Annotated in this window: 20 protein-coding genes; 7 read left to right on the top strand and 13 right to left on the bottom strand. The window is 72.2% G+C overall.

What is annotated here, in order from left to right:
- Positions 1–39: 39 nt before the first annotated feature.
- From OG556_RS17625 to OG556_RS17645, 5 genes are all read right to left on the bottom strand, one after another.
- Complete coding sequence (locus OG556_RS17625) at positions 40–1035, bottom strand: hypothetical protein (RefSeq protein WP_371517873.1); 996 nt, start codon at positions 1033–1035, stop codon at positions 40–42.
- Positions 1032–1775 (bottom strand): RNA polymerase sigma factor SigM, encoded by a 744-nt coding sequence (sigM, locus tag OG556_RS17630; protein ID WP_371517874.1) that lies wholly within the window; start codon positions 1773–1775, stop codon positions 1032–1034. Before sigM ends, OG556_RS17625 begins: the two co-directional genes overlap by 4 nt.
- A gap of 41 nt (positions 1776–1816) precedes the next feature.
- Entirely contained in the window at positions 1817–3805 is a 1989-nt protein-coding gene (locus OG556_RS17635) for a serine/threonine protein kinase (protein WP_371517875.1), read from the bottom strand.
- 307 nt (positions 3806–4112) lie between these two features.
- A complete protein-coding gene (gene murJ / locus OG556_RS17640; RefSeq protein WP_371517876.1) occupies positions 4113–6602 on the bottom strand; it encodes a murein biosynthesis integral membrane protein MurJ in 2490 nt (829 codons plus the stop codon).
- 57 nt (positions 6603–6659) lie between these two features.
- The gene (locus tag OG556_RS17645; protein ID WP_371517878.1) at positions 6660–9227 is read right to left on the bottom strand and encodes a DUF6049 family protein; all 2568 of its coding nucleotides are present in this window, start codon (positions 9225–9227) and stop codon (positions 6660–6662) included.
- A 355-nt stretch (positions 9228–9582) separates the two neighbouring features.
- Here OG556_RS17645 and OG556_RS17650 point away from each other — a divergent pair, with 355 nt between their 5' ends.
- Positions 9583–10983, top strand: a complete 1401-nt coding sequence (locus OG556_RS17650) for a CCA tRNA nucleotidyltransferase (protein ID WP_371522743.1) — start codon at positions 9583–9585, stop codon at positions 10981–10983.
- Positions 10984–11092: 109 nt separating this feature from the next.
- On the opposite strand, the gene OG556_RS17655 is transcribed toward OG556_RS17650, so the two are convergent.
- The 4 genes from OG556_RS17655 to OG556_RS17670 all read right to left on the bottom strand — a co-directional run bounded on the left by OG556_RS17655 (position 11093) and on the right by OG556_RS17670 (position 15247).
- Complete coding sequence (locus OG556_RS17655; RefSeq protein WP_371517879.1) at positions 11093–11752, bottom strand: hypothetical protein; 660 nt, start codon at positions 11750–11752, stop codon at positions 11093–11095.
- 106 nt (positions 11753–11858) lie between these two features.
- Positions 11859–13196, bottom strand: coding sequence for an MFS transporter (locus tag OG556_RS17660; protein WP_371517880.1), 1338 nt, complete (start codon positions 13194–13196; stop codon positions 11859–11861).
- A gap of 140 nt (positions 13197–13336) precedes the next feature.
- A complete protein-coding gene (locus OG556_RS17665; protein ID WP_363579861.1) occupies positions 13337–14419 on the bottom strand; it encodes an inositol-3-phosphate synthase in 1083 nt (360 codons plus the stop codon).
- A gap of 126 nt (positions 14420–14545) precedes the next feature.
- A complete protein-coding gene (locus OG556_RS17670; protein ID WP_063348480.1) occupies positions 14546–15247 on the bottom strand; it encodes a PadR family transcriptional regulator in 702 nt (233 codons plus the stop codon).
- Between the two features lie 352 nt (positions 15248–15599).
- Here OG556_RS17670 and OG556_RS17675 point away from each other — a divergent pair, with 352 nt between their 5' ends.
- Both OG556_RS17675 and OG556_RS17680 read left to right on the top strand, forming a co-directional pair.
- Complete coding sequence (locus OG556_RS17675) at positions 15600–18266, top strand: transglycosylase domain-containing protein (protein ID WP_371517881.1); 2667 nt, start codon at positions 15600–15602, stop codon at positions 18264–18266.
- A gap of 162 nt (positions 18267–18428) precedes the next feature.
- Positions 18429–20006, top strand: coding sequence for a glycosyltransferase family 87 protein (locus tag OG556_RS17680; protein WP_371517882.1), 1578 nt, complete (start codon positions 18429–18431; stop codon positions 20004–20006).
- Between the two features lie 24 nt (positions 20007–20030).
- Here the strand turns inward: OG556_RS17680 and OG556_RS17685 are convergent, their stop codons facing one another.
- From OG556_RS17685 to OG556_RS17695, 3 genes are all read right to left on the bottom strand, one after another.
- Positions 20031–21065 (bottom strand): alanine racemase, encoded by a 1035-nt coding sequence (locus tag OG556_RS17685; RefSeq protein ID WP_371517883.1) that lies wholly within the window; start codon positions 21063–21065, stop codon positions 20031–20033.
- A 13-nt stretch (positions 21066–21078) separates the two neighbouring features.
- Entirely contained in the window at positions 21079–22197 is a 1119-nt protein-coding gene (locus tag OG556_RS17690) for a peptidoglycan bridge formation glycyltransferase FemA/FemB family protein (RefSeq protein WP_063348484.1), read from the bottom strand.
- Between the two features lie 176 nt (positions 22198–22373).
- Positions 22374–22673 carry a hypothetical protein gene (locus OG556_RS17695; protein ID WP_063348485.1) on the bottom strand — a complete coding sequence of 100 codons (300 nt, stop codon included), beginning with the start codon at positions 22671–22673 and terminating at the stop codon, positions 22374–22376.
- 315 nt (positions 22674–22988) lie between these two features.
- On the opposite strand from OG556_RS17695, the gene rpsF reads away from it, so the two are divergent.
- From rpsF to rplI, 4 genes are all read left to right on the top strand, one after another.
- On the top strand, positions 22989–23279 hold the full coding sequence (gene rpsF / locus OG556_RS17700; RefSeq protein ID WP_063348486.1) for a 30S ribosomal protein S6: 291 nt from the start codon (positions 22989–22991) through the stop codon (positions 23277–23279).
- Positions 23280–23375: 96 nt separating this feature from the next.
- Positions 23376–23993: a single-stranded DNA-binding protein gene (locus OG556_RS17705; RefSeq protein ID WP_350876693.1), complete on the top strand. Its 618-nt coding sequence runs from the start codon at positions 23376–23378 to the stop codon at positions 23991–23993.
- 80 nt (positions 23994–24073) lie between these two features.
- The gene (gene rpsR / locus OG556_RS17710) at positions 24074–24310 is read left to right on the top strand and encodes a 30S ribosomal protein S18 (RefSeq protein WP_030304537.1); all 237 of its coding nucleotides are present in this window, start codon (positions 24074–24076) and stop codon (positions 24308–24310) included.
- Between the two features lie 17 nt (positions 24311–24327).
- Positions 24328–24774, top strand: coding sequence for a 50S ribosomal protein L9 (rplI, locus tag OG556_RS17715; RefSeq protein WP_063348488.1), 447 nt, complete (start codon positions 24328–24330; stop codon positions 24772–24774).
- A 98-nt stretch (positions 24775–24872) separates the two neighbouring features.
- Here rplI and OG556_RS17720 read toward each other — a convergent pair whose 3' ends face one another.
- Positions 24873–26213, bottom strand: a complete 1341-nt coding sequence (locus tag OG556_RS17720; protein WP_371517885.1) for an MATE family efflux transporter — start codon at positions 26211–26213, stop codon at positions 24873–24875.
- Between the last annotated feature and the right edge of the window lie 89 nt (positions 26214–26302).

Consider the following 26302-nt stretch of genomic DNA (forward strand, 5'->3'; position numbering starts at 1 on the left):
ACGGAGCCCCGATCCCAGGGACCTCCGTTCCCCGGGACGTCAACGGGTGGGGACGGTGCGCTGCAGCACGACCGGGCCGCAGCCGGGGGAGCGCAGGTAGACGTCCGCGAACCCGGGCCGGCCGGGCGCCGGGTAGACCAGGACCTCGACCGGGGCGCCCGCGTAGCTGCCGTGGTCGGTGGCCAGCGGCACGCCCTCGGCGGGGGCCGGGCAGGACGGCGGGGATGACGGCTGGGATGACGGCGGGGAGGCCTGGGTGGTGAGCTCCTGGCGGCCGTCGGCGGGCATCGCGGCGGAGGGCTTGGCGGGCCCGGTCGGGCGCAGCCCGGGGGCGGTGCCCGACCGGGCCAGCAGCTGCTGGACCTGGGCGGCGAGCTGGTCGTCCTGGTAGGTCGGGCCGGCGCCCGCGGCGTGGTCGGCGCGGGAGCTCTGCCCCGTGCCGGGGCTCGCGCCGGTGCCGAGGGAGGCGGAGGCGGGGGCGCCGGCGGACAGGGCCGGGTGCTGGTCGCCCTGGCCGGTCGGGTGCAGCAGCAGGGTCGCGCCGAGGGCGATCGCGGCCAGGGCGGCGGTCGCGCCGAGCAGCAGGCCGGCGCGCCGCCGCCGGGGGCGGGGACGGCCCGGGCCGGTGGGCGCGGCGGGCCGGGAAGGGGGTGCGGCGGGCGCCGCGGCGGCCCGGGCGGCCGGGGCAGGGGAGGCGGCCCGGGAGGCCGCGAGGGGGGCGTTCTCGGCCTCCTCCGTCGCTGCGGAGGCGGAGGAGGCGGTGGAAGAGGCGGCGGCCGCAGCGAGGGCGGCGTCCAGCCGGGCGGCGACGTCGGCGGGCATCGGCGGTGCCTCGACGGCGCCGAGCAGTGCCTGGACCTCGCCGAGCGCGTCGGCGGTCTCGCGGCACTCGGCGCAGCCGTCCAGGTGCCGGCGCAGCGTCCGGGCGGCGTCGGCGGACTCGACCAGCCCCTCGGCGAGGTCGGCGAGCTCGTCGACGGAGGGGTGGTCCTCGGCGGGGCCGGCGGGGCCGGGGGAGGAGAGGTGGGCCGTCATCGCGTGCTCGCGTCTCCTTCCAGAACCGTCCGACCGGTGTTCGGGCCTGTCCCTGTGACGGTGCCGGTGCCCGTCGGGTTCCCCGGCGTGTTCCGCCGAGGTGGCGGGGCCGCCCCGGGGGCGGTCGGTGTTTTCGGCGTTTCCGGTGTTTCACGTGAAACATCCGGCCCGCCGCCGCTCGCGCGCAGGTGGCGGACCAGCGGGAGCAGCCGGGCCCGACCCCGGGCGCAGCGGCTCTTCACCGTGCCCACCGGGACGCCCAGCAGCTCGGCGGCCTCGGCGACGGGGTAGCCCTGCATGTCGACCAGGACCAGCGCGGCCCGCTGCTCGGCGGGCAGCTCGGCGAGCGCGGCGGCCAGTTCGCGCTGCACCTCGGCCCGGACCACCGGGGAGTCGGCCGGCTCCGCGGCGCCGACCAGGGTGTCCAGGCGCCGCGGGTCCTCGTCGAGCGGGGTGGTGCGGCGGGTGGCGCTGCGCCGGGCGCGGTCCAGACAGGCGTTGACCACGATCCGGTGCAGCCAGGTGGTGACCGCCGAGCGGCTCTGGAAGCCGGGGGCGGCGCGGAAGGCGGAGACCAGGGCGTCCTGGAGGGCGTCGGCGGCCTCCTCGCGGTCGCCCAGGGTGCGCAGGGCGACCGCCCAGAGCCGGTCGCGGTGGCGGTTCACCAGGGTGCCGAAGGCGTCCGGGTCGCCGGCGACGTGCCGGGCGAGCAGCGCCGCGTCGTCCTCCGCCACCGTCACCCTCGCCCCCCTCGCCGTCGTCCCGCTGGCCGTATCTCCGGTCAGCCGGTGACCTTCACCTCGGCGACCTGCCCGCGGAACTTGCCATCCGTATCCTTCGGCAGGCTGGTCAGCCAGATCAAGAGGTAGCGGGTGTTCGTCGGGGTGCTGAGAGCGAAGTCGACGGTGTTGCCGCTCTTCTTCCCCGCGACCGTGAAGGAGGTCAGCGGCGCCTTCTGCGGGTTGTCCGCCGCCTGGGCGTTCGGGATCCGCAGCTCGGCCGTGGTGTTGCCGACGAACTGGACGCTCACCGAGCTGACGGCGTGCGGCGAGCCGAGGTCGATCAGCAGACCGGTGCCCTCCTTGTAGCCGCCCGGGACGAACTGGTCGTCGTAGCCGTAGGTCGGCCAGCTCGTGCTGGGGTCGCCGTCGATGGCCTTCGGGAGGGCCCAGGCGGATTCCGCCGAGTCGCCCTTCGGGTTGTACGAGAGGGCGGCCTTGGGCGCGATCGGCGTCGGGTTGTGGGTGCTGGCCTGCGGGGTCGGTGCGTCGCTGGTGGCGGTGGCCCGCGGGGTGGTGACCGGTCCGGTGTTGCGCAGGTTGTCCACGAACTGCCAGGAGGCGACGCCGATGGCGCCCAGGGCGACCGTCCAGGCCGTGGCCTTGACGACTCGGCGCAGCCGCCGCCGGGTGCGCCGGTTCGAGGTCGGCCGGGACGAGGCGGGCAGCGGGGCGACGGCCGGGTCGGCCACCCGGGTCGGGTTGGGCGCGGTCGGCAGCGCGTGGGTGTTGTGCCGGGGCGGGGCCGGGAAGGCGGGCAGCTCCGGTTCGGGCTGGCGGATCCGGGGCATCTGCGCGATCGCCCGGGTCAGCTCCTCCGGGGTGGTGATCGGCTCGGCGTGGTGCGGCGGATGGTCGAACAGGGCCCGCGCGGCCAGCTCGGACAGGCCCTTGTGGACGCCCGCGCGGACCTGGTCCGGCGCGGCGTTCTGGAGGCCCTTGGGTAGGCCCTGGAGGTCGTAGCGGTCCTCCGGGTAGGGCCAGCGGTGGGTGAGCGCGGCGAACAGCAGGGCGCCGATCGCGCGGGTGTCGGTGCGCTCGGAGCCGTCGGTGCTGTTCTCGTCGGGCAGCCCGCGCAGGGCGGCGTCCACCGCGATGCCGTTGATCCGGTACTGGCCGCTGTCGGTGCGCAGCACGCAGCGCGGGGTGAGCCGCAGGTGGGCCTGGCCGCGCCGGTGGGCGGCGGCGACCGCGTCGGTCACCTGGCGGACCATCTGGTACGCCTCGTGCGGCTCCATCGGGCCGTCGGCGAGCAGCTTGGCGAGGTCGGAGGCGTGCGGCAGCCACTCCCGCACGACGTAGACCAGCTCGCCCTCCTGGACGGCGTCCAGGACCTGGACGAAGCGCGGGTCGCCGAGCAGGGCGGCGGACTTCGCGGCGGCGAGCACCTTGCGGGCGCGCTGGTGGCCGGAGGCCATCAGGTGGACGCCGACGGCCCGGCGCAGCTTCTCGTCGACCGCGCGCCAGCTGCTGAAGGTCTCGGTCTGGGAGATGCACTCCTCGAGCCGGTACCGGTGGCCGATCATGTCGCCGCTGTGCCGCATCGGGGCGGGGAGGGTGCGGGGCAGGGTGGCGGTGTCGCGCGGGTCGACGGTGGGCTGCGGGTCGGTGGGGCGGCGCTTGGCGGCCGCGGGCTCCGGGGCGGCGGGCTTGCGCCGGGCGGCGCCGCCGGCGGCCAGCTCGGCGGCGATCTCGTGGACCGAGAGCGGAGCGGTGATCTCCGAGGTCTCCTCGCCGCGGGGGGTGCCCTGGCCGGCGTCGGAGGCGTCGGTGTCCGCGTCGGCGGCCACCGGGGTGTCCGGGGCGGCGGCCCGGTCCTCGGGCGCGTCCTCGGACGGGTTCTCGGACGGGTTCTTGGAGGAGGTGTCGGCGGCGCCCGCCTTGGCGGCCTTCCCCGCCGTGAGCTCGTCGATCGCCGCGGCCAGTGCGGCCTCGTCCGCCGCCGCGTCAGCTGCTGACGTGTCGACGACCGCCTTGGTGCCATCAGCCACCGTGGTCCTGCCTCCCCTTGTGTCGCCCCGGCTTGAGAGAGTCGCTGGAGCCCGCGGGTTGGCGGCCACGTGCTCCAGGACAATTGTGCCCACTCTTCTCCACCGAGTACGACCGCTGAGGGGCGCGCTCGGTTGCGTGCTGGTGGAGAGATGTGGTGCAGATCCGACACCGGGCCGCCATCTCGCGGCCCGGGCGGAGCCGGGCGCGGGCGGCGGCCCGGCACCCGGCCGGACGGGCGGAGGAGCCGGTGGCTCCCGTTGACACCCGGTCAGGGCGCCCGCTCGTCCGGTCGGTCGGTGTGGTGGATCAGCGGCCCAGCCGGCCGCGCACCATGCCGAGCATGGCGTTGAGCTCCTCGATCCGCAGGCGCTTCGCGATCAGCACGAACACGGCCAGCTGGAGGCCGCCGCCCACGACGAGGGACAGCACGCTGCCCATCCAGCCGTCGAGCACCTGCTGGACCGCCAGGCTGACGCCGAGGCCGACCAGCGCGGACGGCACGCCGGCGGTGGCCAGCCGGCTGTACGTCTTGCCGATCCGCTTGCTGTCCAGCCCGCCGATCTTCTTCTTCAGCTTCGGCAGTGCGACCGTCACCCCGACGGCGTAGGCCAGACCATAGCCGAAGGCCATCCCGATCACGGTCCACTGGGCGGGCAGCGCGAACCAGCAGAGCACCGAGAACCCGGCCTGGCAGACCGCGACCCAGACGGTGTTGGAGAACGGCGTCCGGGTGTCCTCGTAGGCGTAGAAGCCGCGCAGCATCACGTACTGGGCCGAGTACGGGATCAGCCCGAGCGCGAAGGCCGAGAGCATCAGGCCGACGTTGGTGGCGTTGTCCAGGGCCCGGTCACCGCCGCCGATCCCGTAGATCGAGCGGGCGATCGCCGGGCCGAGCGCCAGGAACAGGAAGGCGCCCGGGACGACCGCCACCGCGGTGGTGCGCAGCCCGTACGACAGGTCGTCGCGGACGGCGCCGGCGTCCTCGTCGGCCGCCGCCCGGGAGAGCCGGGGGAGCACCGCGCTCATGATCGAGACGGTGATCACGGCCTGCGGGAGCTGCCAGATCAGCAGGGCGTTGGAGAACGCCGCGAGGCCGACGCCCTCGTGGCCGCCCTTCTCGGCGGCGCTGCCGGCGGCGGTGGCCAGCTGGGTGATGACCAGGAAGCCGGCCTGGTTGGCGAGCACGAAGAGGAAGGTCCACTTGGCCAGCCGGGCGGCCTTGCCCAGGCCGTGGCCGCGCCAGTCGAAGCGCGGCCGGTAGCGGAAGCCGGCCGACCGCAGGTACGGGATCATCGCCAGCGACTGGACGACCAGGCCGAGCAGGGTGCCGAGGCCGAGCAGCCGGATGCCCTCGGGCGAGATGCCCTCGGGGGTCACGTGCGTGCCGCTGTAGCCGCCGTACACCCAGATGTAGGCGCCGAAGGTGAAGATCACCACGATGTTGTTGAGGACCGGGGTCCACATCATCGCGCCGAACCGGCCGCGGGCGTTGAGGATCTGCCCCATCACCACGTGGACGCCCATGAAGAAGATGGTCGGCAGGCAGTACCGGGCCAGCGCGACCGTGGTCTCGGCGCGTTCCGCGTTCTCCATCATCGGGTGCGAGATCAGCTGCACCAGCAGCGGGGCCCCGAGCACCGCGAGGAACACCACGCCGCCGAGCCCGACCATCACCAGGGTGAGCAGCCGGCTGGCGTACGCGGTGCCGCCGTCCTCGTCGTTCTTCATGCTGCGCACCAGCTGCGGCACGAAGACGGCGTTCAGCGCGCCGCCGCCGATCAGGATGTACAGCAGGGTCGGCAGGGTGTACGCGGCGTTGTACGAGTCGCCCATGACGGCGACGCCGATGGCCGCGGTGATCACCATGGTCCGGACGAAGCCGGTGCCGCGGGAGACCAGCGTGCCGGCCGCCATGATCGCGCTGGAGTTCAGCAGGCTCGCGACCTTGCCGCCGCCGCCGGCCGCCGGGGCGGGCTCGGCCGCGGGCGCGGGCGCGTACTGCGCGGCGCGCTCCTCGGCGACGAGGTCCGCCAGCGGCTCCACCGCCGGCGGCACCGCCACGGCGGCCACCTGCATGGTGGCCTCGTCCTCGGAGAGCGGCGGGTCGAACTCGATCGGGGGGACGAAGGGGCGGTGCCCGTCCGGGCCGGCGTACTGCTGCTGCCCCGGGTAGCCGCCCACCGGCGGGTACGGCGCGGGAGCGACCGGCGGCACGGCGGCGGGGGGCGGGGGAGCGACCGGCGGTGCCGTCGGGTGCGCCGGGGCGGGCGGGGGCACCGGCGGCTGGGCCGCGGCCTGCGCCTGCTGGCCGCCGAACAGCGCGTCCACCCCGACGTACTCGGTGGTCTCGCTGTCCCAGGTCGAGTGCGCCGGGCCCGGCTCCCACTGCGGCCGGGGCTGCTCCGGGCCGCCCCACTGGCCGCCGCCGGCCGGAGCCGGGGCATCCTGCCAGGCGGCCTGCACCGGGGTGTCCCAGCCGGGCTGCACGGGCGGCACCGGGGCCGCGAACGGCGTCGGCGCCGAGTACTGCGCCGGCGGCACCGGCGTCGGGTAGCCGCCGCCCTGCGGCGGCAGCTGCGGCGGCACGTCGTACGCGGTGGCCGGCGGCTGAGGTGCCGCGGGCCGGTCGGCCCGCAGACCGTACGGGTCCTGGCCGGCCTGCGGGTTCCCGTACGCGTCGGCCGCGTACGGGTCCTGGGCGTAGGTGTCGGCCACGTACCAGTCGCCGGACGGCGACTCGGCGCCCGGCCGGTTCTCACCGCGGCCCGGCGGCCGCTCCTCGCTGCGCCCGGTCATGTCACCTCTTCGCTGTCGTGGGGGAGGCCGGCCCGGCGTTGCGGGGTCTCGGCGGTATCAAGGACCAACCTTCTCATCACTGGCGGTCCGATCCCGGCCATCCGCGTTGCTGCCGCGCGGTGTCTGCGCGGGGCCGGCCCCGGCGGATCCGCCGTCGGAGCCGGCCTCGGGGCCGCCACCGGGGCCGTCACCGGGGCCCTTCCCGGCAGGTCCGCCGGCACCGCCCCCGGCCTCGCCGTCGGGCTTCTCGCCGTTCGCGTCCCCGTTCGCGTCCCCGTCCGGGTCCTGAGCCCCGCCCGCCGCCGGGCCGTCGACCGGCTGGTCGCCGTCGGCGTGCGGCTGCCCGGCCCGCCGCTTGCGCTGGCGCACGAAGCGCAGCGCGGCCAGCAGCAGCAGGGCGGCGGCGGCCGCGAAGACGTACAGCACGCCGTTGGTCACCGAGGTGACGTCCACCCTGAACTGCTGCGGTTCGCCGTACTTCTGCGGGTTGGGGCCGGTGGTCCAGAGCTGGGCGGTCATGTTGACCGGGCCGTTGTTGTGCGCCTCGGCGTTGAACCGGAGGGTGACGCTCTGGGAGGCGGGGATGACCAGTTCCTCCTCCTTGCCCACCCGCAGCCGGTTCGGCTGGGTCGAGGTGAGCACCAGCTTGAGGTTGGTGACGGTCTGGGTGAGGTCGTTGCGGACGCTGACCTGGAGCAGACCGGTGTTGCCGGCGAAGGTGACGACGTTCTTCTTCGGCACCCGGACGGCCCCGGTCAGTTCGTCCAGGTACTTGGCGACGTCCGCGCGGTAGGTGCTGCCGGCCGCCGCGTTGGTGCGCCACTCGGTGGACAGCGAGCGGACCATCGCGGCGCTGAACGGGCCGCGCACCCGCTGGGGCAGGGTGAGCACCCGCATCAGCGTGTCCAGGTTCTGCTGGATCTCGTCGGTGCTGCTCAGCTCGGCCGCGGACAGCTCCGAGGCGCGGACCTGGGCCGGGTAGTCGACGGCCGCCGGGACGGTGTTGCCGGCCTTCGGGTCGGGCGAGGCCTGGGCCAGGGTGTCCAGCTTGACCGGGGTGAGCCACTTGTTGTCGGAGGCCGTCTGCAGGGCGTCCGCCAGCACCTTGGCGGTGCTCGCGGTCAGGTCGCGCGGCGGCATCACCAGCAGGCCGCGCTGGTTCTGCGGCTGCTCGTGGGTGATCGTGTAGGTCTCGGCGAGGAAGCGCTGGTTGGCCCTGGTCTGCGCCTGCGGGGAGGCGAGGTCGGTCTGGAACAGCGAGGAGACGGTCTCGTCGGCGACCACCGCGTTCTGCCCGCTGCCGATCGGGCGCACCGCGGTCGGGGTGTAGTTCATCGCGTCCGGCTCCGGCATGCTCGCGCCGTTGACCAGGACCAGGCTGTCGCCGGACTGCTGGGCGATGCCCGCGATCTGCTGGTCCAGGTAGCCCTGGTACGGCCAGGCCACGTCCGAGCGGGTGTCGACGGACAGCCGGCCCTCGACGGTGAGCCGGCCGGCGGTGGCCGCCTTGCCCAGGGCGGTGGCCATCCCGGTCAGGTCGGCGCCGTTGTGCGCGATCGAGGCGAGGTCCGGGTCGGCGTAGGGCAGCGACACCACCTGGCCGCCCGGCTTGGCGACGGCGGCCCGCAGCTTGTCCAGCCAGGCCGTGGCGGCCGCCTGGCCGGTGCCGGGGACGGTGTTGTCGTCCTTGGCCGGCTTGCCGACGTCCTGGCCCGGCTTCTGCACCCGGTACGGCCTGGTCATCGCGAACGCGGTGTCCAGCAGGTCCGGGTCGACCACCCAGGTCAGCCCGGTCATCTTGGACCCGGTGTCCACCAGCTCGTACAGCCGGCCGCCCGGGGAGAAGTCGGCGGTCAGGCTGTCGTCGCGCAGGACCGGGACGGGCTGGTCGTTGTCGGAGTAGGTCTGCGCGGCCAGCACCGGCGCGTGCACCAGCGGCCAGAGCGTGGTGACCTTGCTGGGCTGCGCCTCGGCGCCGCCCGGGTTGTACGGCAGGAAGGTCCGGGCGATGCCCAGCGGCCGGTCGCGCTGGTTGTCGGCGGTCGAGCCCCAGGCGTCCACCGCGAGCTCGTAGACGCCGCTGTCGGACAGCCCGAGGTCGCTCACCGAGACGCTCAGGGTGTAGGGCTGGTTCTGGCCCGGGCCCAGCTCCGGCAGGGCGTACTGCGGGCTGTCCAGCTCCACGCCGTCGGAGTTGCTCGGGCCGCTGCGGGTGGCCACCAGGGACAGGTCGCTGCGCCGCTGCAGCGGCTTGCTGGACAGCGGCTTGCGGACGGCCGCGTGGGCGTTCTTGACCGCGGCCTTGCCGGTGTTGGTGACGTGCCCGGTGATCTTCACGATGCCGTTCGGGCTGGCCACCTGCGGTGCCACCGTCTCGATGGTCATCTCCACCGGGTACTCGGCCGAGACGCCGTTGTCGGCGGTCGGCCGGATGCCGCCCCCGGCGGGTAGCGCCGCGGCCGGGGCGACCGCCGAGAACAGGGCCAGGGCGGCCCCGCAGACGGCGGCGAGGCGGCGGGCCGCCCGCCCCGCGCGCCGCCCCGTACCGTGCCCTTCGACGGGGCGTTCGGTCCTTCCGGGCCGTCGGTCCGCCCCCAGGCCCGAGTGCCGTGCCGGCTCACTCACTCGTTCCGCCCTCGCCGTTCTCGATCGCTCGCTGCTGATGCTGTTCGCTTGACGTTCTTCGCTTGACGCTGTTCGCCGCGCTGGTGCCGCGGGAGCTCCGCCGTTCACGGCGGCACGCGACACCGCATCCCCTGTCCGGTGCCCGAGACTCGTCCACCGGCATGGTAACGATGCAGCCCGTGGTGCAGTGTTGCGGGCCTTGGGGTGAGACGCCCAAAACGCGCGGGCGGTTGACCTGTCGGGCCACGTACTCTTGTGAGCCGTGTCCACTGCCAATGAGTCCACCGCGCACCTCGACCGTTCCAGCACCGCCGTCCAGGCCGTCCCAGGCCTGAGCGAGGCCCAGACCCTGGGGCTGCAAGAGCTGCTGCGGGTGTCGCCGGTGGCCGACGAGATCGCCCGGCGGTTCGAGGCGGCCGGCCACCGGCTGGCCCTGGTCGGCGGCTCGGTGCGGGACGCCCTGCTCGGCAGGCTCGGCAACGACCTGGACTTCACCACCGACGCCCGCCCGCAGCAGGTGCTCAGGCTGGTCAAGGGCTGGGCGGACGCGGTCTGGGACGTCGGCATCGCCTTCGGTACGGTCGGCGCCCGCAAGGACACCCCCGAGGGCTCCTTCCTGATCGAGATCACCACCTACCGCTCCGAGGCGTACGACCGGACCTCCCGCAAGCCCGAGGTCACCTACGGCGACACCATCGAGCAGGACCTGGTCCGCCGGGACTTCACCGTCAACGCGATGGCCGTCGACCTGCCCGGCCGCGGCTTCGTCGACCCGCACCACGGCCTGGAGGACCTGGAGGCCCGGGTGCTGCGCACCCCCGCGACCCCCGAGGAGTCCTTCTCCGACGACCCGCTGCGGATGATGCGCGCCGCCCGCTTCGCCGCCCAGCTCGACTTCGAGCCGGCCCCCGAGGTCGTCGCCGCGATGACCGCGATGGCCGAGCGGATCACCATCGTGTCCGCCGAGCGCGTCCAGGCCGAGCTGAACAAGCTGCTGCTGGCCAAGCACCCGGTGAAGGGCCTGCGGCTGCTGGTCGACACCGGCCTGGCCGACCACGTGCTGCCCGAGCTGCCCGCACTGCGGCTGGAGCGGGACGAGCACCACCGGCACAAGGACGTCTACGAGCACTCGCTGACCGTCCTGGAACAGGCCATCGACCTGGAGCAGGACGGCCCGGACCTCACCCTGCGGCTGGCCGCGCTGCTGCACGACATCGGCAAGCCGCGCACCCGCCGCTTCGAGTCGGACGGCCGGGTCTCCTTCCACCACCACGAGGTGGTCGGCGCCAAGATGACCCGCAAGCGGATGCGCGAGCTCAAGTACTCCAAGGAGCTCACCGAGGACGTCTCGCACCTGGTCGAGCTGCACCTGCGCTTCCACGGCTACGGCGGCGGCGAGTGGACGGACTCCGCGGTGCGCCGCTACGTCACCGACGCCGGACCGCTGCTGGAGCGCCTGCACAAGCTCACCCGCTCCGACTGCACCACCCGCAACCGCAAGAAGGCGGCGGCGCTGTCGCGCACCTACGACGGCCTGGAGCAGCGGATCACCGAGCTGAAGGCCCAGGAGGAGCTGGACGCCGTCCGCCCGGCACTGGACGGCAACCAGATCATGGAGCTGCTCGGGCTCAAGCCCGGCCCGCAGGTCGGCAAGGCGTACAAGCACATGCTCGAACTCCGGCTGGAGCACGGCCCGCTGGAGCACGACGAGGCGGTGGCCGCGCTGCGGGCCTGGTGGGCCGAGCAGCAGGGCTGAGCGACGCCGCGAGGGGTGGTCCCGGCCGACGCCGGGACCACCCCTCGGGCGTGCCGGGTCAGCCGTGGAGGCTCTGCAGGCAGAGCACGTAGTTGAGGGCCGACAGAGGTCAGGCCTTTCCCGGCAGCGGGGCGCCGGCCGGGGTCATCGGGCCGAGGCAGAGCACGTACCGCTTCTTGTTCCAGCGGCGTCCGCTCTTGCCCGAGACGGCGCTGGTGGTCTGCGGTGTCTGCCGGCAGCGGTTCACGTCGGTGGTGTCGCCGAACGTCGAAAGGACCCGGTAATTCGCTTTGGTATCAGTGCACTTGACGATCTCGACATCGCGCGTGCCGCTCACCCGGACGCAGTTGCCGGGCTTGGCGCTGCTGACGCTCGGGCCGCTGACGAAGTAGCCGACGGCCAGCGCGAGGCAGCCGCCGACCACGCCGACGATCCGCAGCTTCGCCTTGACGCCGCGCTTCGCGGGGGGCGCTTCGGCGGCCGGGGCGGAGGGCGGGTAGCCGTACGGGCCGACGGGCTGCTGCTGGGCGTAGGGCGGTTGGGCGCCGTAGCCGGGCGGCTGCTGGCCGTAGGCCGGGGGCGGTCCGAAGCCGGGTGGTGCGGGTTGGGGCTGCGCGGGCTGCGACGGTCCGGGCTGGGGCGGTCCGAAGCCGGGTGGTGCGGGTTGGGGCTGCGACGGGATGTACGGCACCTGCCCGTACGGCGGGGCCGGCTGCGGGGGCGGCCCGTACGGCGGAGGTGGCCCGTACGGGCCGGGCGGTGTGCTCATCAGTTCGTCCCCCGAGGCCGAGTGCTGTCGCTCCGACAGGTCTGACGTACCTTAGCGACTCGGTCGGACGCTCCCGTTCCGAGGGGCGGAGGGCCTTCAGGAGCCTTCAGGAGGCCTGGTCGCCGGGGAGCGGCCCGTACCGCCGGGCGGAGCGCAGGTAGAACAGTGCCGAGAGCCCGTACACCGCGGCGACGCCGACGACCACCACGACCGAGCGGCCGGAGAGCGGCAGCACCAGCGCCGTGACCAGGGCGGCGGTCACGAAGGCGACGTTGAACAGCACGTCGTAGATCGCGAAGACCCGGCCGCGGTACTCGTCCTCGACCGACTCCTGGACGACGGTGTCGGCGCAGATCTTGGTGCCCTGGGTGACCACCCCGAGCAGCAGCGCCGCGATCAGGCAGGGCAGCAGGGTGAAGCTCAGGCCGAGCGCCGGGACGAAGAGCACCGGGGCCGCCAGGCAGACCGTCATCCAGCCGGCCAGGCCGAGCCGACGGGTGCACCAGGGGCTGATCACCGCGGCGACGAAGAACCCGGCGGCGGACAGGCCGACCGCCTGGCCGAGCGTGACCAGTCCGGCCGCGCTGTCGGAGGGGTCGTTGAAGGTGTACCGGGCGAGCATCACCACGACCACGATCAGCACGCCGTAGCAGAACCGGGCCGCGGTGACGGCGGCCAGCGCGTGCACGGCGGGCCGGCAGTCCCGCACCAAGTGGCGTACGGCGGCGCCGAGTTCGACGGCGGCCCGGACCAACGCCTGGCCGAGCGCCGGGCGGTCGCCGTGCTTCTCCGGGCCGAGCAGGTCGCGGTCCATCCGGCGGGCGGCCAGTGCGGCCGACAGGTAGAGCAGCGCGGCCACCGTGACCAGCGCGGCGTCGGCCTTCGGCCCGGGGGTCATCACCTGGTGCAGCAGGAAGCCGACCCCTCCGCCGGAGGCGGCGGCGACCGTGCCCAGCGTGGGCGAGAGCGCGTTGGCGGTGACCAGCTGGTCCTGCTCGACCACCCGGGGCAGGGCGGCGGACAGGCCGGCCAGGATGAACCGGTTGAGCGCGGTGACCAGCAGCGCCGAGGCGAAGAACAGCCAGGTCGGCGCCTCCGCCAGGAGCAGGGCGCCGGTGACCAGGCCGAGCCCGAAGCGGGCCAGGTTGCCGTAGTAGAGCACCTGGCGGCGGCGCCAGCGGTCCAGCAGCACCCCGGCGAACGGGCCGATCACCGAGAACGGCAGCAGCATCACGGCCAGCACCGAGGCGATGTCGGCGGGGGAGGACTGCTTCTCCGGGGAGAACACGACGTAGGCGGCGAGCGAGACCTGGAAGACGCCGTCCGAGAGCTGGGAGAGCACCCGGGCGGTCAGCAGCCGCCGGAAGTCCCGGCCGCGGAGCAGACCGAGAAGCGTGGCACGGTGTGCGGACTGGTGGGTGCTGCCGTTCTCGGTGATCGCCACCCGCCCAGAGTGCCATGGAACCGGCCGCCGTTTCACGTGAAACATTCGCCGAGAAATGGTGAAGGGCCCACGATCCGATGATCGTGGGCCCTCCGGCGCGGCCGGCGGCGGTCACCCGCCGCCGACTCCGGCGCTCGACCTCAGCGCTCGACCTCGCCGCGGATGAACTTCTCGACGTTCTCCTTGGCCTCGTCGTCGAAGTACTGCACCGGCGGCGACTTCATGAAGTACGAGGAGGCCGACAGGATCGGGCCGCCGATGCCGCGGTCCTTGGCGATCTTCGCGGCGCGCACGGCGTCGATGATGACACCGGCGGAGTTCGGGGAGTCCCAGACCTCGAGCTTGTACTCCAGGTTCAGCGGGACGTTGCCGAACGCGCGACCCTCGAGGCGGACGTACGCCCACTTGCGGTCGTCCAGCCAGGCCACGTAGTCCGACGGGCCGATGTGGACGTTGTTGGCGCCCAGCTCGCGGTCGCGGATCTGCGAGGTGACGGCCTGGGTCTTGGAGATCTTCTTGGACTCCAGGCGCTCGCGCTCGAGCATGTTCTTGAAGTCCATGTTGCCGCCGACGTTCAGCTGCATGGTGCGCTCGAGGATGACACCGCGGTCCTCGAACAGCTTGGCCATCACGCGGTGCGTGATGGTGGCGCCGACCTGGGACTTGATGTCGTCACCGACGATCGGCACGCCGGCCTCGGTGAACTTGTCCGCCCACTCCTTGGTGCCCGCGATGAACACCGGCAGGGCGTTCACGAAGGCGACCTTGGCGTCGATGGCGCACTGGGCGTAGAACTTGGCGGCGGCCTCGGAACCGACGGGCAGGTAGCAGACCAGGACGTCGACCTGCTGGTCCTTGAGGACCTGGACGACGTCGACCGGGGTCTCGTCGGACTCCTCGATGGTCTCCCGGTAGTACTTGCCCAGGCCGTCGAGGGTGTGGCCGCGCTGGACGGTGACGCCGGTCGGCGGCACGTCGCAGATCTTGATGGTGTTGTTCTCGCTGCTGCCGATGGCGTCGGCCAGGTCGAAGCCGACCTTCTTGGCGTCGACATCGAACGCGGCGACGAACTCCACGTCGCGGACGTGGTACTCACCGAACTGGACGTGCATCAGCCCGGGGACCTTGCCGGCCGGGTCGGCGTCCTTGTAGTACTCGACACCCTGCACCAGCGACGCGGCGCAGTTGCCCACGCCCACGATGGCTACGCGAACCGAACCCATTCCGGTTGCTCCCTGTGATCTCATGAGGGCCGCCGGGGTCGACGGCACTCGTCCTGCTTCTTCGATGACTGCTTGTACGGGCGCGAGGCGCCCACTCCTGCCGCGCGGCACAGGGCTGACGCGGTGTCAGCGCTCCTGGGCGGAGCGCCCCGGGCGGTCGTACGGTGGCCCGGGCGGGTCCTGGGACCCTTCCTCCTGGCCACGGCCGTCCGAAGTCTTGTGGGGTACGGCGGTGGTGTTGCCGCCGGTTGCGGGCCCGGTCCGGCCGGTGCGGTTGGCCCGCTCGGTCTCGATCAGCTCGTTGAGCCACCGGACCTCGCGCTCCACCGACTCCAGTCCGTGCCGCTGCAGCTCGACGGTGTAGTCGTCGAACCGCTCGCGGGCCCGGGCCAGCGAGTTGCGCATCTTCTCCAGTCGCTCCTCCAGCCGGCTGCGGCGCCCTTCCAGGACGCGCATCCGCACGGCCCGGTCGGTCTGGCCGAAGAACGCGAAGTGGACGCCGAAGTGCTCGTCCTCCCAGGCGTCGGGCCCGGAGTCGGCGAGCAGTTCCTCGAAGCGCTGCTTGCCTTCGGGGGAGAGCCGGTAGACGGTCTTGGACCGCTTGCCGTTGAGCGCGGTGGCCGGGACGTACTCGACGTCCGGGTTGTCCTCGACCAGGAAGCCCTGGGCGACCAGGCTCTTCAGGCACGGGTAGAGCGTTCCGTACGAGAACGCCCGCAACGTTCCGAGCAGGACGTTGAGCCGCTTGCGCAGCTCGTAGCCGTGCATCGGGGCGTCGTGGAGCAGACCGAGAACGGCGAACTCCAGCACTCCTGAGCGCCTGCCCATTGCCGTCGTCCTCCTTCCTCTCGGCCGTCGTCCGGCCGTTGCATCGGGCGGTATGTCGCGTCGATGTATCGGCTCGATATATCGAGAACAGTAAACCGGGCCCTCGGAACGGGCAAGGGGGGCACGCGTGAAGGTGATCACAAGCCGACGCGCACGAGTGATTGGCAACGGGCGTGTAATGATCTGCTGCCGTTTTGCGGTCATTGGGGACTGATGCCCGATTAGTTGGGATTCCCGGCTGCGTACGCTGTCGCGTGTGCACGAGGACCACCTCCGGGGTTAGGGCGGTTGGCGGGCATCGACGTGAACCCTGCCTTCAGGCTGGAACCGCCTGGCGAGGAGTGGCTGCAACATGAGTGAACGACGGCGAAGGACGCCCAGCCCGGGCGGTGACGGGCAGCAGCCCCCGGGTGGTGGTGGCCGTCAGGGCGGACCCGGCCGGGACGAGGTGAGCTCGGACGGCGTCGGCCGCCGGCGCCCCCCCGGCGAACGGGAGACCGCTCAGCAACCCCGGATGACCCGCGCCGAGTTGCGCAAGGCCGCCCAGAAGGGCGGCAAGGGCGGTCGGCGCGGTGCTGCCGCCGCCTCCGCGTCCGCGGCCGCCGCCGCAGGCCCCGGCAAGAAGCGGTTCATCGACTACCCGCGCTTCGGCAAGACCGGCGTCCGGCGCTGGCTGCCGTCCTGGCGGCAGTGGCTGAGCGGCTTCCTGATCGTCTTCGCCACCTGCGTGGGCGGGGTGTTCTACCTCTACCAGACCACTGAGATCCCGAAGCTCAAGGATCTGATGAAGGACCAGAACACGATCTACTACTGGGCCGACGGCTCGGAGATGACCCGCAAGGGCGAGACCAACCGTCAGATCGTCGAGCTCTCCGACATCAGCCCCAACCTGCAGAACGCCGTGATCGCGGCGGAGAACCAGACCTTCCGCGAGGACAGCGGCATCGACCCCAAGGGCATGCTCCGCGCCGTCTACAACATGGCCAAGGGCGGCGAGACCCAGGGCGCCTCGACGATCACCCAGCAGTACGTGAAGAACGCGTACCTCAGCCAGGAGCAGACCCTCAGCCGCAAGCTGAAGGAGTTCTTCATCACGCTGAAGATCAATCAGAAGATGCAGAAGCCGGACATCCTCAAGGGGTACCTGAACACCAGCTGGTTCGGTCGCGGCTCGAACGGGGCCCAGGCCGCCGCGCAGGCCTACTACGGGGTCGACGCCAAGGACCTCGACCTGTGCCAGAGCGCCATGCTGGCCGGCCTGTTGAAGGGCGCGTCGTACTACGACCCGACGAAGCCGGAGAACAAGGAGCGGGCCCAGGGGCGGTGGTCCTGGATCCTCGACAACATGGTGAAGATCAAGGCCGTCACCCCGGAGGAGCGCGCCAAGTGCAGCACGTTCCCCGACCCGATCCCGGTGAAGCCCAACTCCAGCATGAACGGTGAGGTCAGCTACCTGGTCGACACCGCCAACAAGTACCTGGTGGCCACCGACAAGTCGATCACCCAGCAGGTGATCGACAAGGGCGGCCTGAAGGTCTACACCACCTTCGAGAAGGACAAGGTCGACGCCCTGAAGAAGGCCGTCGACGACGTCAAGGGCGAGAACCTCAACGCCCAGAAGCGCCCCAACAACGACACCTTCATCCAGTTCGGCTCCGCCAGCATCCGCCCCGGCGACGGCGCGATCGTCGCCCTCTACGGCGGCGACGGCGTGGAGAACGGCCACTTCGACAACAACGCCGACGCCATCGGCGTCCAGGTCGGCTCGACCTTCAAGCCCTTCGTGCTGGCGACCGCCATGCAGATCGGCGTCCAGACGGCCACCGACGACAAGGGCAAGCCGAAGCGGATCAACGCCGACAGCCGCTACCTGTCCGACGACATGTCCGAGATCCGCAAGCCGGACGGCTCGCTGGTGATCGGCGACGACGGCAAGCCCTACCGGCAGAAGAACGAGGACTCCGGCAAGCGCGGCTACGTCTCGCTGCGGGCGGCCATGCAGAACTCGTTCAACGTGCCCTTCGTCCAGCTCAACCAGGACGTCGGCGGTCAGAACGTGGCCAACATCGCCGAGCAGATGGGCGTCCGGAAGGAGAGCTTCGCGGATCCGAAGACCCCGACCTTCGCCCTCGGCACCTCCACCATCAGCCCGATCCGGATGGCCACCGCCTACGGCACCCTGGCGGCCAGCGGCAAGGAGGCCGAGCCCTACTCGGTCACCAAGGTCGAGGTGAACGGCATCGAGCGCCCGGGCTTCGGCAAGAAGGACTCCAAGGTCGCCCTGGAGCCGGCCGTCGCGGACAACGTCACCGACGTGCTGGTGAACGTGGTGAAGAACGGTACCGGTTTCAAGGCCAAGGAACTGGGCCGCCCGGTGGCCGGCAAGACCGGTACCACCGACCAGAACAAGTCGGCCTGGTGGGTCGGCTACACCCCGCAGCTGGTGACCAGCGTCGCGATGTGGCGCGAGGACCCGAGCAAGCACGAGCGGCTGTCGCTCAACGGCACCGGCGGCAAGGAGTCCATCCACGGTGGTGACATCCCGACCGACGTCTTCACCCGGTACATGAAGGCCGCGCTGGCCAACGAGAAGAAGATGGACTTCCCGACCCCGCAGCCGGTCGGCACCGAAGTGGACTCCTCCGGCGCCCCGGTCTCGCCGAGCATGACGCCCACGCCGACGACGAGCGAAACCCCGTCGGCCCCGCCCGCGACCCAGCCGGCCAACAACCAGCCGCCGCCGACCAACAACAACAACCAGCCGCAGCCGCCCGTGTCCACCCAGGGCCCGGGCTGTGTCCCGGGCGTGGACTGCCCGGGCACGCAGCCGAGCCAGACGCCGTCGCACACCAAGACCAACCCCGGTCCGACGACCAGCTGCGGCTTCCTCGGCTGCAGCACGCCCCCGCCCACGGCGCCGCCGACGGACCCCCCGGCGACGAGCACCAAGCCGAGCAACAGGCCTACGACCCCGGCCTCGACCGGCGGTGGTGGTGGGCAGAACGCGCTGCTGCCCTGACCACCACCCGCTGAGCGGATGAACCGAACGGCGGTGGCGGCCCTCCCCGGAGGGCCGCCACCGCCGTTTCGTCATGATTCGCCGTGCCGCCGGGCGACGGAGGCCGGGCCCGTTGCGGGGTCCTCCTCGTCCCGGTGGGGCCGGTGCGGCAGGATGTCCGGCATGACGTCGAGCGATCGTGACGAATCCGCAGGGCCGGCCGGGCCCGGCGACGCCGCAGGACCGGTCGGGCCGGCCGTCGCCACGGCCGCGCCGCCGGTCAACACCGTGGTCGTCCCGGCCGACGAGGACCCGGTGGCGGCGGCCGGCAGCGAGGTGATCGGCGGCCCGCCGGGCCGTCGGGCGCTGCTGGGCGTCTCGTGGTGGATCCCGGCGCGCTTCCTGGCGCTGGCGGTGATCGTGATCTCGGTGCTCGGCATGGTGCAGAAGGCGCCCTGCTACAACCAGGCCTGGTTCCAGCCGGGTTCGCCGCAGTACATCCACGCCTGCTACAGCGACATCCCGCACCTGTTCTCCGGCCGCGGCTTCTCGGCCGGGCTGCACCCGTACGTGGACCGCATCCCGGGCACCTCGGGGGATCTGCAGTACCTCGAATACCCGGTGCTGACCGGCCTGTTCATGCAGGTCGCGGCCTGGCTGACGCCCGGCGCCGGCACCGCGCAGGACCAGGAGCGGTGGTTCTGGGCGATCAACGCGGGGCTGCTGATGGCCTGCGCGGTGATCGCCGTGGTGGCGCTCTCGCGCACCCACCGCCGCCGCCCCTGGGACGCCCTGCTGTTCGCGCTCGCGCCCGTCCTGCTGCTGAACGGCACGGTCAACTGGGACCTCCTCGCGGTCGCGCTGGCCGCCGTGGCGATGGCCTGGTGGTCCGGCTCCCGGCCCGGCTGGGCGGGTGTCTTCATCGGCCTGGCCACCGCGGCCAAGCTCTACCCGGTGCTGCTGATCGGCCCGCTGCTGGTGCTCTGCTGGCGGGCCGGGAAGTGGCGCGAGTTCCGGGTGATGCTGGCCGGCGCGGTCGGCTCCTGGCTGCTGGTCAACCTGCCGATCATGGCGGCCAACTGGCAGGGCTGGTCGACCTTCTACGTGTTCAGCAAGCACCGCGCCGAGGACTACGGCTCGTTCTGGCTGATCCTGATGCAGAGCCGGGGCACGGGGCTGGTCGACCTCGACGTCTACATCGGCGTGCTGATGGTCCTCGGCTGCCTGGCCATAGCGTGGCTCGGCTTCTCGGCGCCCCGCCGCCCGCGCTTCGCGCAGCTGGCCTTCCTGGTGGTCGCCCTGTTCGTGCTGGTCAACAAGGTGTACTCGCCGCAGTACGCGCTCTGGCTGCTGCCGCTCGCGGTGCTGGCCCGGCCGCGCTGGCGGGACTTCCTGATCTGGCAGGCCTGCGAGGTGCTGTACACCCTGGGCATCTGGTCCCACCTGGGCTTCGTCACCGGGCCCAAGCAGCACGGGATCGGCGAGGCCTGGTACCACTTCGCGGTCGTGCTGCACCTGCTGGGCACGCTCTACCTGGTGGTCGTGGTGGTCCGCGACGCCCTGCAGGCGGACCGCGACCCGGTGCGCTGGGACGGCAGCGACGACCCGTCCGGCGGGGTGCTCGACCGGGCCCCGGACGTGTTCGTGCTCGGCACCGCCCGGACGCTGCGCGAGGAGGAGAGCTACGCCGGATACGCGCCGGCCGGCTCCGAGCAGTGGCTGGACGAGCCAGGACTGCCGGAGCCGGCCGAGAAGGCGTAGGCGCGCTCAGGCGCTTCGGTCGCCCTAGCGGTCCACCACGCGGTCGAAGTGCGTGGTGGTGTGCCGGACCTGGAGGCCGAGCTCCTCGCCGATCGCGGGAGGCTTGGTCTCGCCGTCCAGGAACAGCAGCGAGACCTGCATGTGCGGCGGCTCGGCGAACCAGAGCTGCTTGCCGGCCCAGTGGAACGGCGACTTGGTCTTGTTGACGGTCGCCAGGCCGGCCCGGGCGATGCCCTTGGCCCGGGAGGCCATGGTCTGCACGTACTTGGGCGCCTCCAGGCCGATGCCGTGCGCGGTGCCGCCGGCCACCACCACGATGTGGCCGTCGGCCGGCGCGGGGTGCTGGCGGTAGCCGTAGCGGTCGCCCTTCTTCACCGGGGTGACGTCCAGCACCGTGGCCCGGACCTCCAGCGCGCCGTGGTCGCCCAGCCAGAGCCGGGTGCCGATCCGGGCCCGGAAGACGATGTCCGGGTAGCGCTGGGCCAGCTGCTCCATGCCGGCCGCGCCGAGGTGGCTGACGTACACGGTGTGCACCGGCACCCCGGCCGCCCGGGCGGTGTCCACCCAGTGGACGACCTCCTCGGTCGGGCTGGAGCCGTCCGGCCGGTCCATCGGCAGATGCAGCGCCAGGCCCTCGAAGGCGACGCCGTCCAGCTCGGCGGCGACGGCCGCGAGGTCGGCGGCGCTCACTCCGTGGCGGCGCATGGAGGTCATGCACTCCACCACCACCCGGGCGCCGTGCAGCGCCCGCAGCGCGTCCAGGTTCGCCACCGTCCGGATCACCCGGGCGTGCGGCAGCGGCAGGGCCTCCTCGCCGACCCGGTACGGGGTGAGCACCAGCAGCTCGCCGCCGTACCACTCGGCGGCGTCGGCCGCCTCGTACGCGGTGCCGACGGCCAGCACACCGGTGCCCAGCAGCGTCGCCTCCTCGGCCAGCCGGTGGTTGCCCAGGCCGTAGCCGTTCCCCTTGGCGACCGGCACCAGGCCGGGGAACTCGGCGAGGACGGAGCGCTGGTGGGTGCGCCAGCGTTCGGTGTCGAGGTAGAGCGACAGCGTCATCGGGTCAGCCTCCTCATCGGCGGGACATGTAGAGGTCGAGGGCCTTGTGCAGCAGCTTGTTGAGCGGGAAGTCCCACTCGCCGAGGTACTCGGCGGCCTGGCCGCCGGTGCCGACCTTGAACTGGATCAGGCCGAACAGGTGGTCGTTCTCGTCCAGGGTGTCGCTGATGCCGCGCAGGTCGTACACGCCGCCGCCGAGCGCGTAGGAGTCGCGCATCATCCGCCACTGGATCGCGTTGGACGGCTTGACCTCGCGCTTGTGGTTGGCCGAGGCGCCGTAGGAGTACCAGACGTGCTCGCCGACCACCAGCATCGTGGTCGCGGCCAGCGGCTCGCCGTCGTGGTAGGCGATGTAGAGCCGCATCCGGTTCTGGTCCTCGGCGGTGAGGGCCTTCCACATCCGCTGGAAGTAGGACAGCGGGCGCGGGGTGAACTTGTCGCGCTCGGCGGTCACCAGGTAGAGCTGGTGGAAGATCGGCAGCTCGTCGTAGCCGCCCTGGTACACCTCGACGCCGCTCTTCTCGGCCTTCTTGATGTTGCGGCGCCAGAGCTGGTTGAAGTTCTTGTGGATGTCGTCCAGCGAGCGGTTGGCCAGCGGCACCTGGAACACGTAGCGCGGCTGGACGTCGCCGAAGCCGGCGCCGCCGTCCTCGCCCTGCAGCCAGCCGGCCTTGCGCAGCCGGTCGGCCACCTCGAAGGCGCGCGCCTCGTACCAGTCGGCCTCGACGTCGCGCAGGCGCTTGGCCTGCTTGCCGGCGATGGCCTCCTTGATGGTGGGGGCGTTCCAGCGGCGGATGACGATCGGCGGGCCCATCTTGACCGAGAACGCGCCCTGCGACTTGAGGTGGGCGAGCATCGGGGAGAGCCAGCGGTCGAGGTCCCGGTCGAACCAGTCGATGACCGGGCCCTCGGGCAGGTAGGCGAGGTAGCGCTTGAGCTTGGGCAGCTGCCGGTAGAGCACCAGGCCGGCGCCGACGAGCTGGTTGGCCTCGTCGAACCAGCCGATCGACTCCGAGCGCCACTCGGCCTTCACGTCACCCCACGACGGCACCTGCATGTGGCTGGCCGAGGCGCGGCTCCTGATGAAGGCGAGGTGCTCCTCGCGGGTGATCGTCCTCAGGCGCAGGCTCATTGCTCGGTGCTCCTCGTCGGTCGGGCTGCGGTGGGCCCAGGTTCTCGGGCTGACCCTATCGTCCGGGGCCCGGGCGCCCGCCGCTGCGGGCGCGACGGCGCCCCGTCGCGTACCTGTCTCCTTGCAGATACGCCACGGGGGCGCCGAGGGTTCCGGAACGGTGCGACCGGGGCGGCTCAGCCCCAGAGGCCGCCCCGGGCGATGCCGAGGTAGAAGCCGATGGCGGAGGCGCCGAGCGTGATCATCAGCACGAAGCGCTCGGCCGTGGTGACCGAGACGAACATGCCGAGCAGCCCGGTGATGATCCCGAACAGACCGGTCCACGAGGTCAGCAGGTGCAGGTTGTGGAAGAACGAGGTGGTGAAGGCGATCACGCCCAGCACGGCGGTGAGGCCCACCAGGGCGTTCTCGCGGGGGTGCGGGTGGCCGTCGGTGTTCAGTGTGAGCGCGGGCATGCGGTGGACGGACTGGGCCATGTGTCCCACCTCCTGGCGTGGAGACGAACGGGCAGGAATCCCGTTCCGTCCAGATTGCGGCGGTTGGGTCGGTCTCACAACCCCTATGCGTTTTGTTCGGCCGTCCGGGTGCGGGTAGGCTGTGCCGTCTGCACTGGTGTAGTTGTGCCCCCTTGCGCCCTCTTCCGGGCGACCACCCCGTCGGGTGAGCGGGGCCCGATTGTCGGACCCGGCCGCTACGGTGGCCGGTGTCGTCACTGCTCCGGTGCCGACGCTGCACAACCCTCCTGCCACGGAGAGACCGTGGCCGTTGAGTCCAAAGGAGGTGGGTTACCCATGCGTCACTACGAGGTGATGGTCATCCTCGACCCCTCGGTCGAGGAGCGCGCTGTCTCCCCCCTGATCGAGAACTTCCTCACCGTCGTCCGGAACGCCGGCGGCAAGGTGGAGAAGGTCGACACCTGGGGTCGTCGCCGTCTGGCTTACGAGATCAACAAGCAGTCCGAGGGCATCTACTCGGTCATCGACCTGAAGGCCACGCCTGAGGTCGTCAAGGAGCTCGACCGCCAGATGGGCCTGAGCGAGTCGGTTCTGCGGACCAAGGTCCTGCGCCCGGACACCCACTGAGCCACCTCTGAGGCCTTCGGGTCTCGGGTAGCTCGCGTCCGCTGTTTCACGTGAAACAGCGGTGAACGGACATCTTCCCGAGAGGTCATCACCACCATGGCAGGCGAGACCGTCATCACCCTCGTCGGCAATCTCGTCGACGACCCCGAGCTGCGCTTCACCCCGTCGGGTGCGGCGGTCGCGAAGTTCCGTATCGCGTCCACCCCCCGCACCTTCGACCGTCAGACGAACGAGTGGAAGGACGGCGAGAGCCTCTTCCTCACGTGCAACGTCTGGCGGCAGCCGGCGGAGAACGTGGCCGAGTCGCTGCAGCGCGGCATGCGCGTCATCGTGCAGGGCCGACTGCGCCAGCGGTCTTACGAGACCAAGGAAGGCGAGAAGCGGACGGTCTTCGAGGTCGAGGTCGACGAGGTCGGCCCGAGCCTGCGCTCGGCGACCGCGAAGGTCACCCGGGCCAACCGGTCCGGTGGCCCCGGCGGCTCTGGTGGCGGCTTCGGCGGCCAGCAGGGCGGCGGCGGTGGCCAGCAGGGCGGTTGGGGCGGCGGTGGCGGCCAGCAGGGCGGCGGCAGCTGGGGTGGAAACTCCGGCGGCGGCGGCCAGTCCGGCCCCTCCGACGACCCGTGGGCGTCCAGCACTCCGTCCGGCGGCCAGCAGGGCGGCGGCAGCTGGGGAGCCCCGTCCGGTGGCGGCTTCTCGGAAGAGCCCCCGTTCTAAGAGCTGACAGATTTCGTGCGGCCCGGCCGCCGGCGTCCTGAGGACGCAGGCCGGGCCGTGAACCCCAAATGGAGCACACAATGGCGAAGCCGCCTGCTCGCAAGCCGAAGAAGAAGGTTTGCGTCTTCTGCAAGGACAAGGTCAACTACGTTGACTACAAGGACACGAACCTGCTGCGGAAGTTCATCTCCGACCGTGGCAAGATCCGTGCCCGCCGGGTCACCGGCAACTGCACCCAGCACCAGCGTGACGTCGCCACGGCCGTGAAGAACAGCCGTGAGATGGCGCTGCTGCCCTACACCAGCACCGCGCGCTAAGAGAGGGTGACCAAGTAATGAAGATCATCCTCACGCACGAGGTGCCGGGTCTCGGCTCCGCCGGCGAGGTCGTCGAGGTCAAGGACGGCTACGCCCGCAACTACCTGGTTCCGCGTGGCTACGCCATCCGCTGGACCAAGGGCGGCCAGAAGGACGTCGACGCGATCCGTCGCGCCCGCAAGATCCACGAGATCCAGACCCTTGAGGCCGCCAACGAGGTCAAGGGCAAGCTCGAGGGCGTCCAGGTCAAGCTGGCCGTTCGCTCGGGCGACGCCGGCCGTCTGTTCGGTTCGGTGACCCAGGCCGACGTCGTGGAGGCCATCAAGGCCGCCGGCGGCCCGGCCGTGGACAAGCGCGCCGTCGCGATCGCCTCGCCGATCAAGACCGTGGGCACCCACAAGGTCTCGGTCAAGCTGCACGCCGACGTCCAGGCCAACCTCGACGTCGCCGTCGTCGCTGCCTGAGTTCCGTAGCAGTGGCCTGAGGGCCGGACTCCTCCGGGAGTCCGGCCCTCGGTCGTGTTCCGGCGCGTTCCGTGCTGGAACGTTCGGCCCCGGTGCCGTCAGCCCCGGACGGCCCCGGTGACCAGCCAGCGGCCGCCGCGCGCCCGCCCGACCAGGAAGGCCGCGCGGACCAGCATGAACAGGTTCATCGCCCACCACAGCCCGGCCAGCCCGGTGCCGGTGGCCGGCACCGCGATCGCCGCCGGGGTGAACACCGCCAGGGTCGCGATCGCCGCCCAGGCCAGGTAGGGGCCGTCCCCGGCGCCCATCAGCACCCCGTCCAGCACGAAGACCAGGCCGGCGACCGGCTGGCTGAGCGCGAGCAGCAGCAGGGCGGTGTCCAACTGCCCCTGCACGGCCGGATCGGGCGTGAACATCGGGACGTACAGCGGGCGGGCGGCCACCACCAGCAGGCCCAGCAGCACGCCCGAGCCGATGCCCCACTCGACCATCCGGCGGGTGGCGGCCCTGGCGCCCGGGACGTCCTCGGCGCCCAGGTAGCGGCCGATGATCGCCTGGCCGGCGATCGCGATGGCGTCCAGGGCGAAGGCCAGGAAGCTGAACAGCGTCATGGCGATCTGGTGCGCGGCCACCTGGTCGTCGCCCAGCCTGGCGGCCACCGCGGTGGCGATCATCAGCACCGCGCGCAGGCTGACCGTCCGGACCAGCAGCGGACCGCCCGCCCTGGCACTGGCCCGGATGCCGGTCGCGTCCGGCCGCAGCGAGGCGTGCTCGCGCCGCGCCCCGCGCACCACCACGACCAGGTAGACGACGGCCATCCCGGTCTGCGCGAGCACGGTGCCCCAGGCCGAGCCGGCCACCCCGAGCCCGGCGCCGTACACCAGGCCGGCGTTCAGGCCGATGTTGGCGGTGAAGCCCGCGATCGCCACCAGCAGCGGCGTGCGGGTGTCCTGGAGGCCGCGCAGCACGCCGGTGGCGGCCATCACCATGAGCATCGCGGGGATGCCCAGGGCGCTGATCCGCAGGTACGTCACGGCGTAGGGGGCGGCGGTCTCCGAGGCCCCCAGGACGTCGGCCGCCCAGGGGGCCAGCAGCACGGTGAGCAGCACCACCGGGACGGCCAGGCCGAGGGCGAGCCAGATGCCGTCGACGCCCTGCTGGACGGCGCCGCGGCGGTCCCCGGCACCGATCCGGCGGGCCACCGCCGCGGTGGTGGCGTAGGCGAGGAAGACGAACACGCCGGTCGCGGTGGACAGCGCGGCGGCGGCGACGCCGACCCCGGCCAGCTGCGGGGTGCCGAGGTGGCCGACGATCGCCGAGTCGGCCATCAGGAACAGCGGTTCGGCGACCAGCGCGCCGAAGGCCGGGACGGCCAGTGCGAGGATCTCCCGGTCGTGCCGGCGTCTGGAGGGGGTCGGGGCTGCGGGAGGGGCGGTCATGGGCTCCAGGCTACTCATCCACAGGTAATGACTGCTAGTGGTAGTTGGCTATTACTCGAATTCTTGAGCGAGGCGCTCGGCCCGCTGCG

The sequence above is a fragment of the Kitasatospora sp. NBC_01300 genome, assembly GCF_041435235.1.
Lineage (GTDB): Bacteria > Actinomycetota > Actinomycetes > Streptomycetales > Streptomycetaceae > Kitasatospora.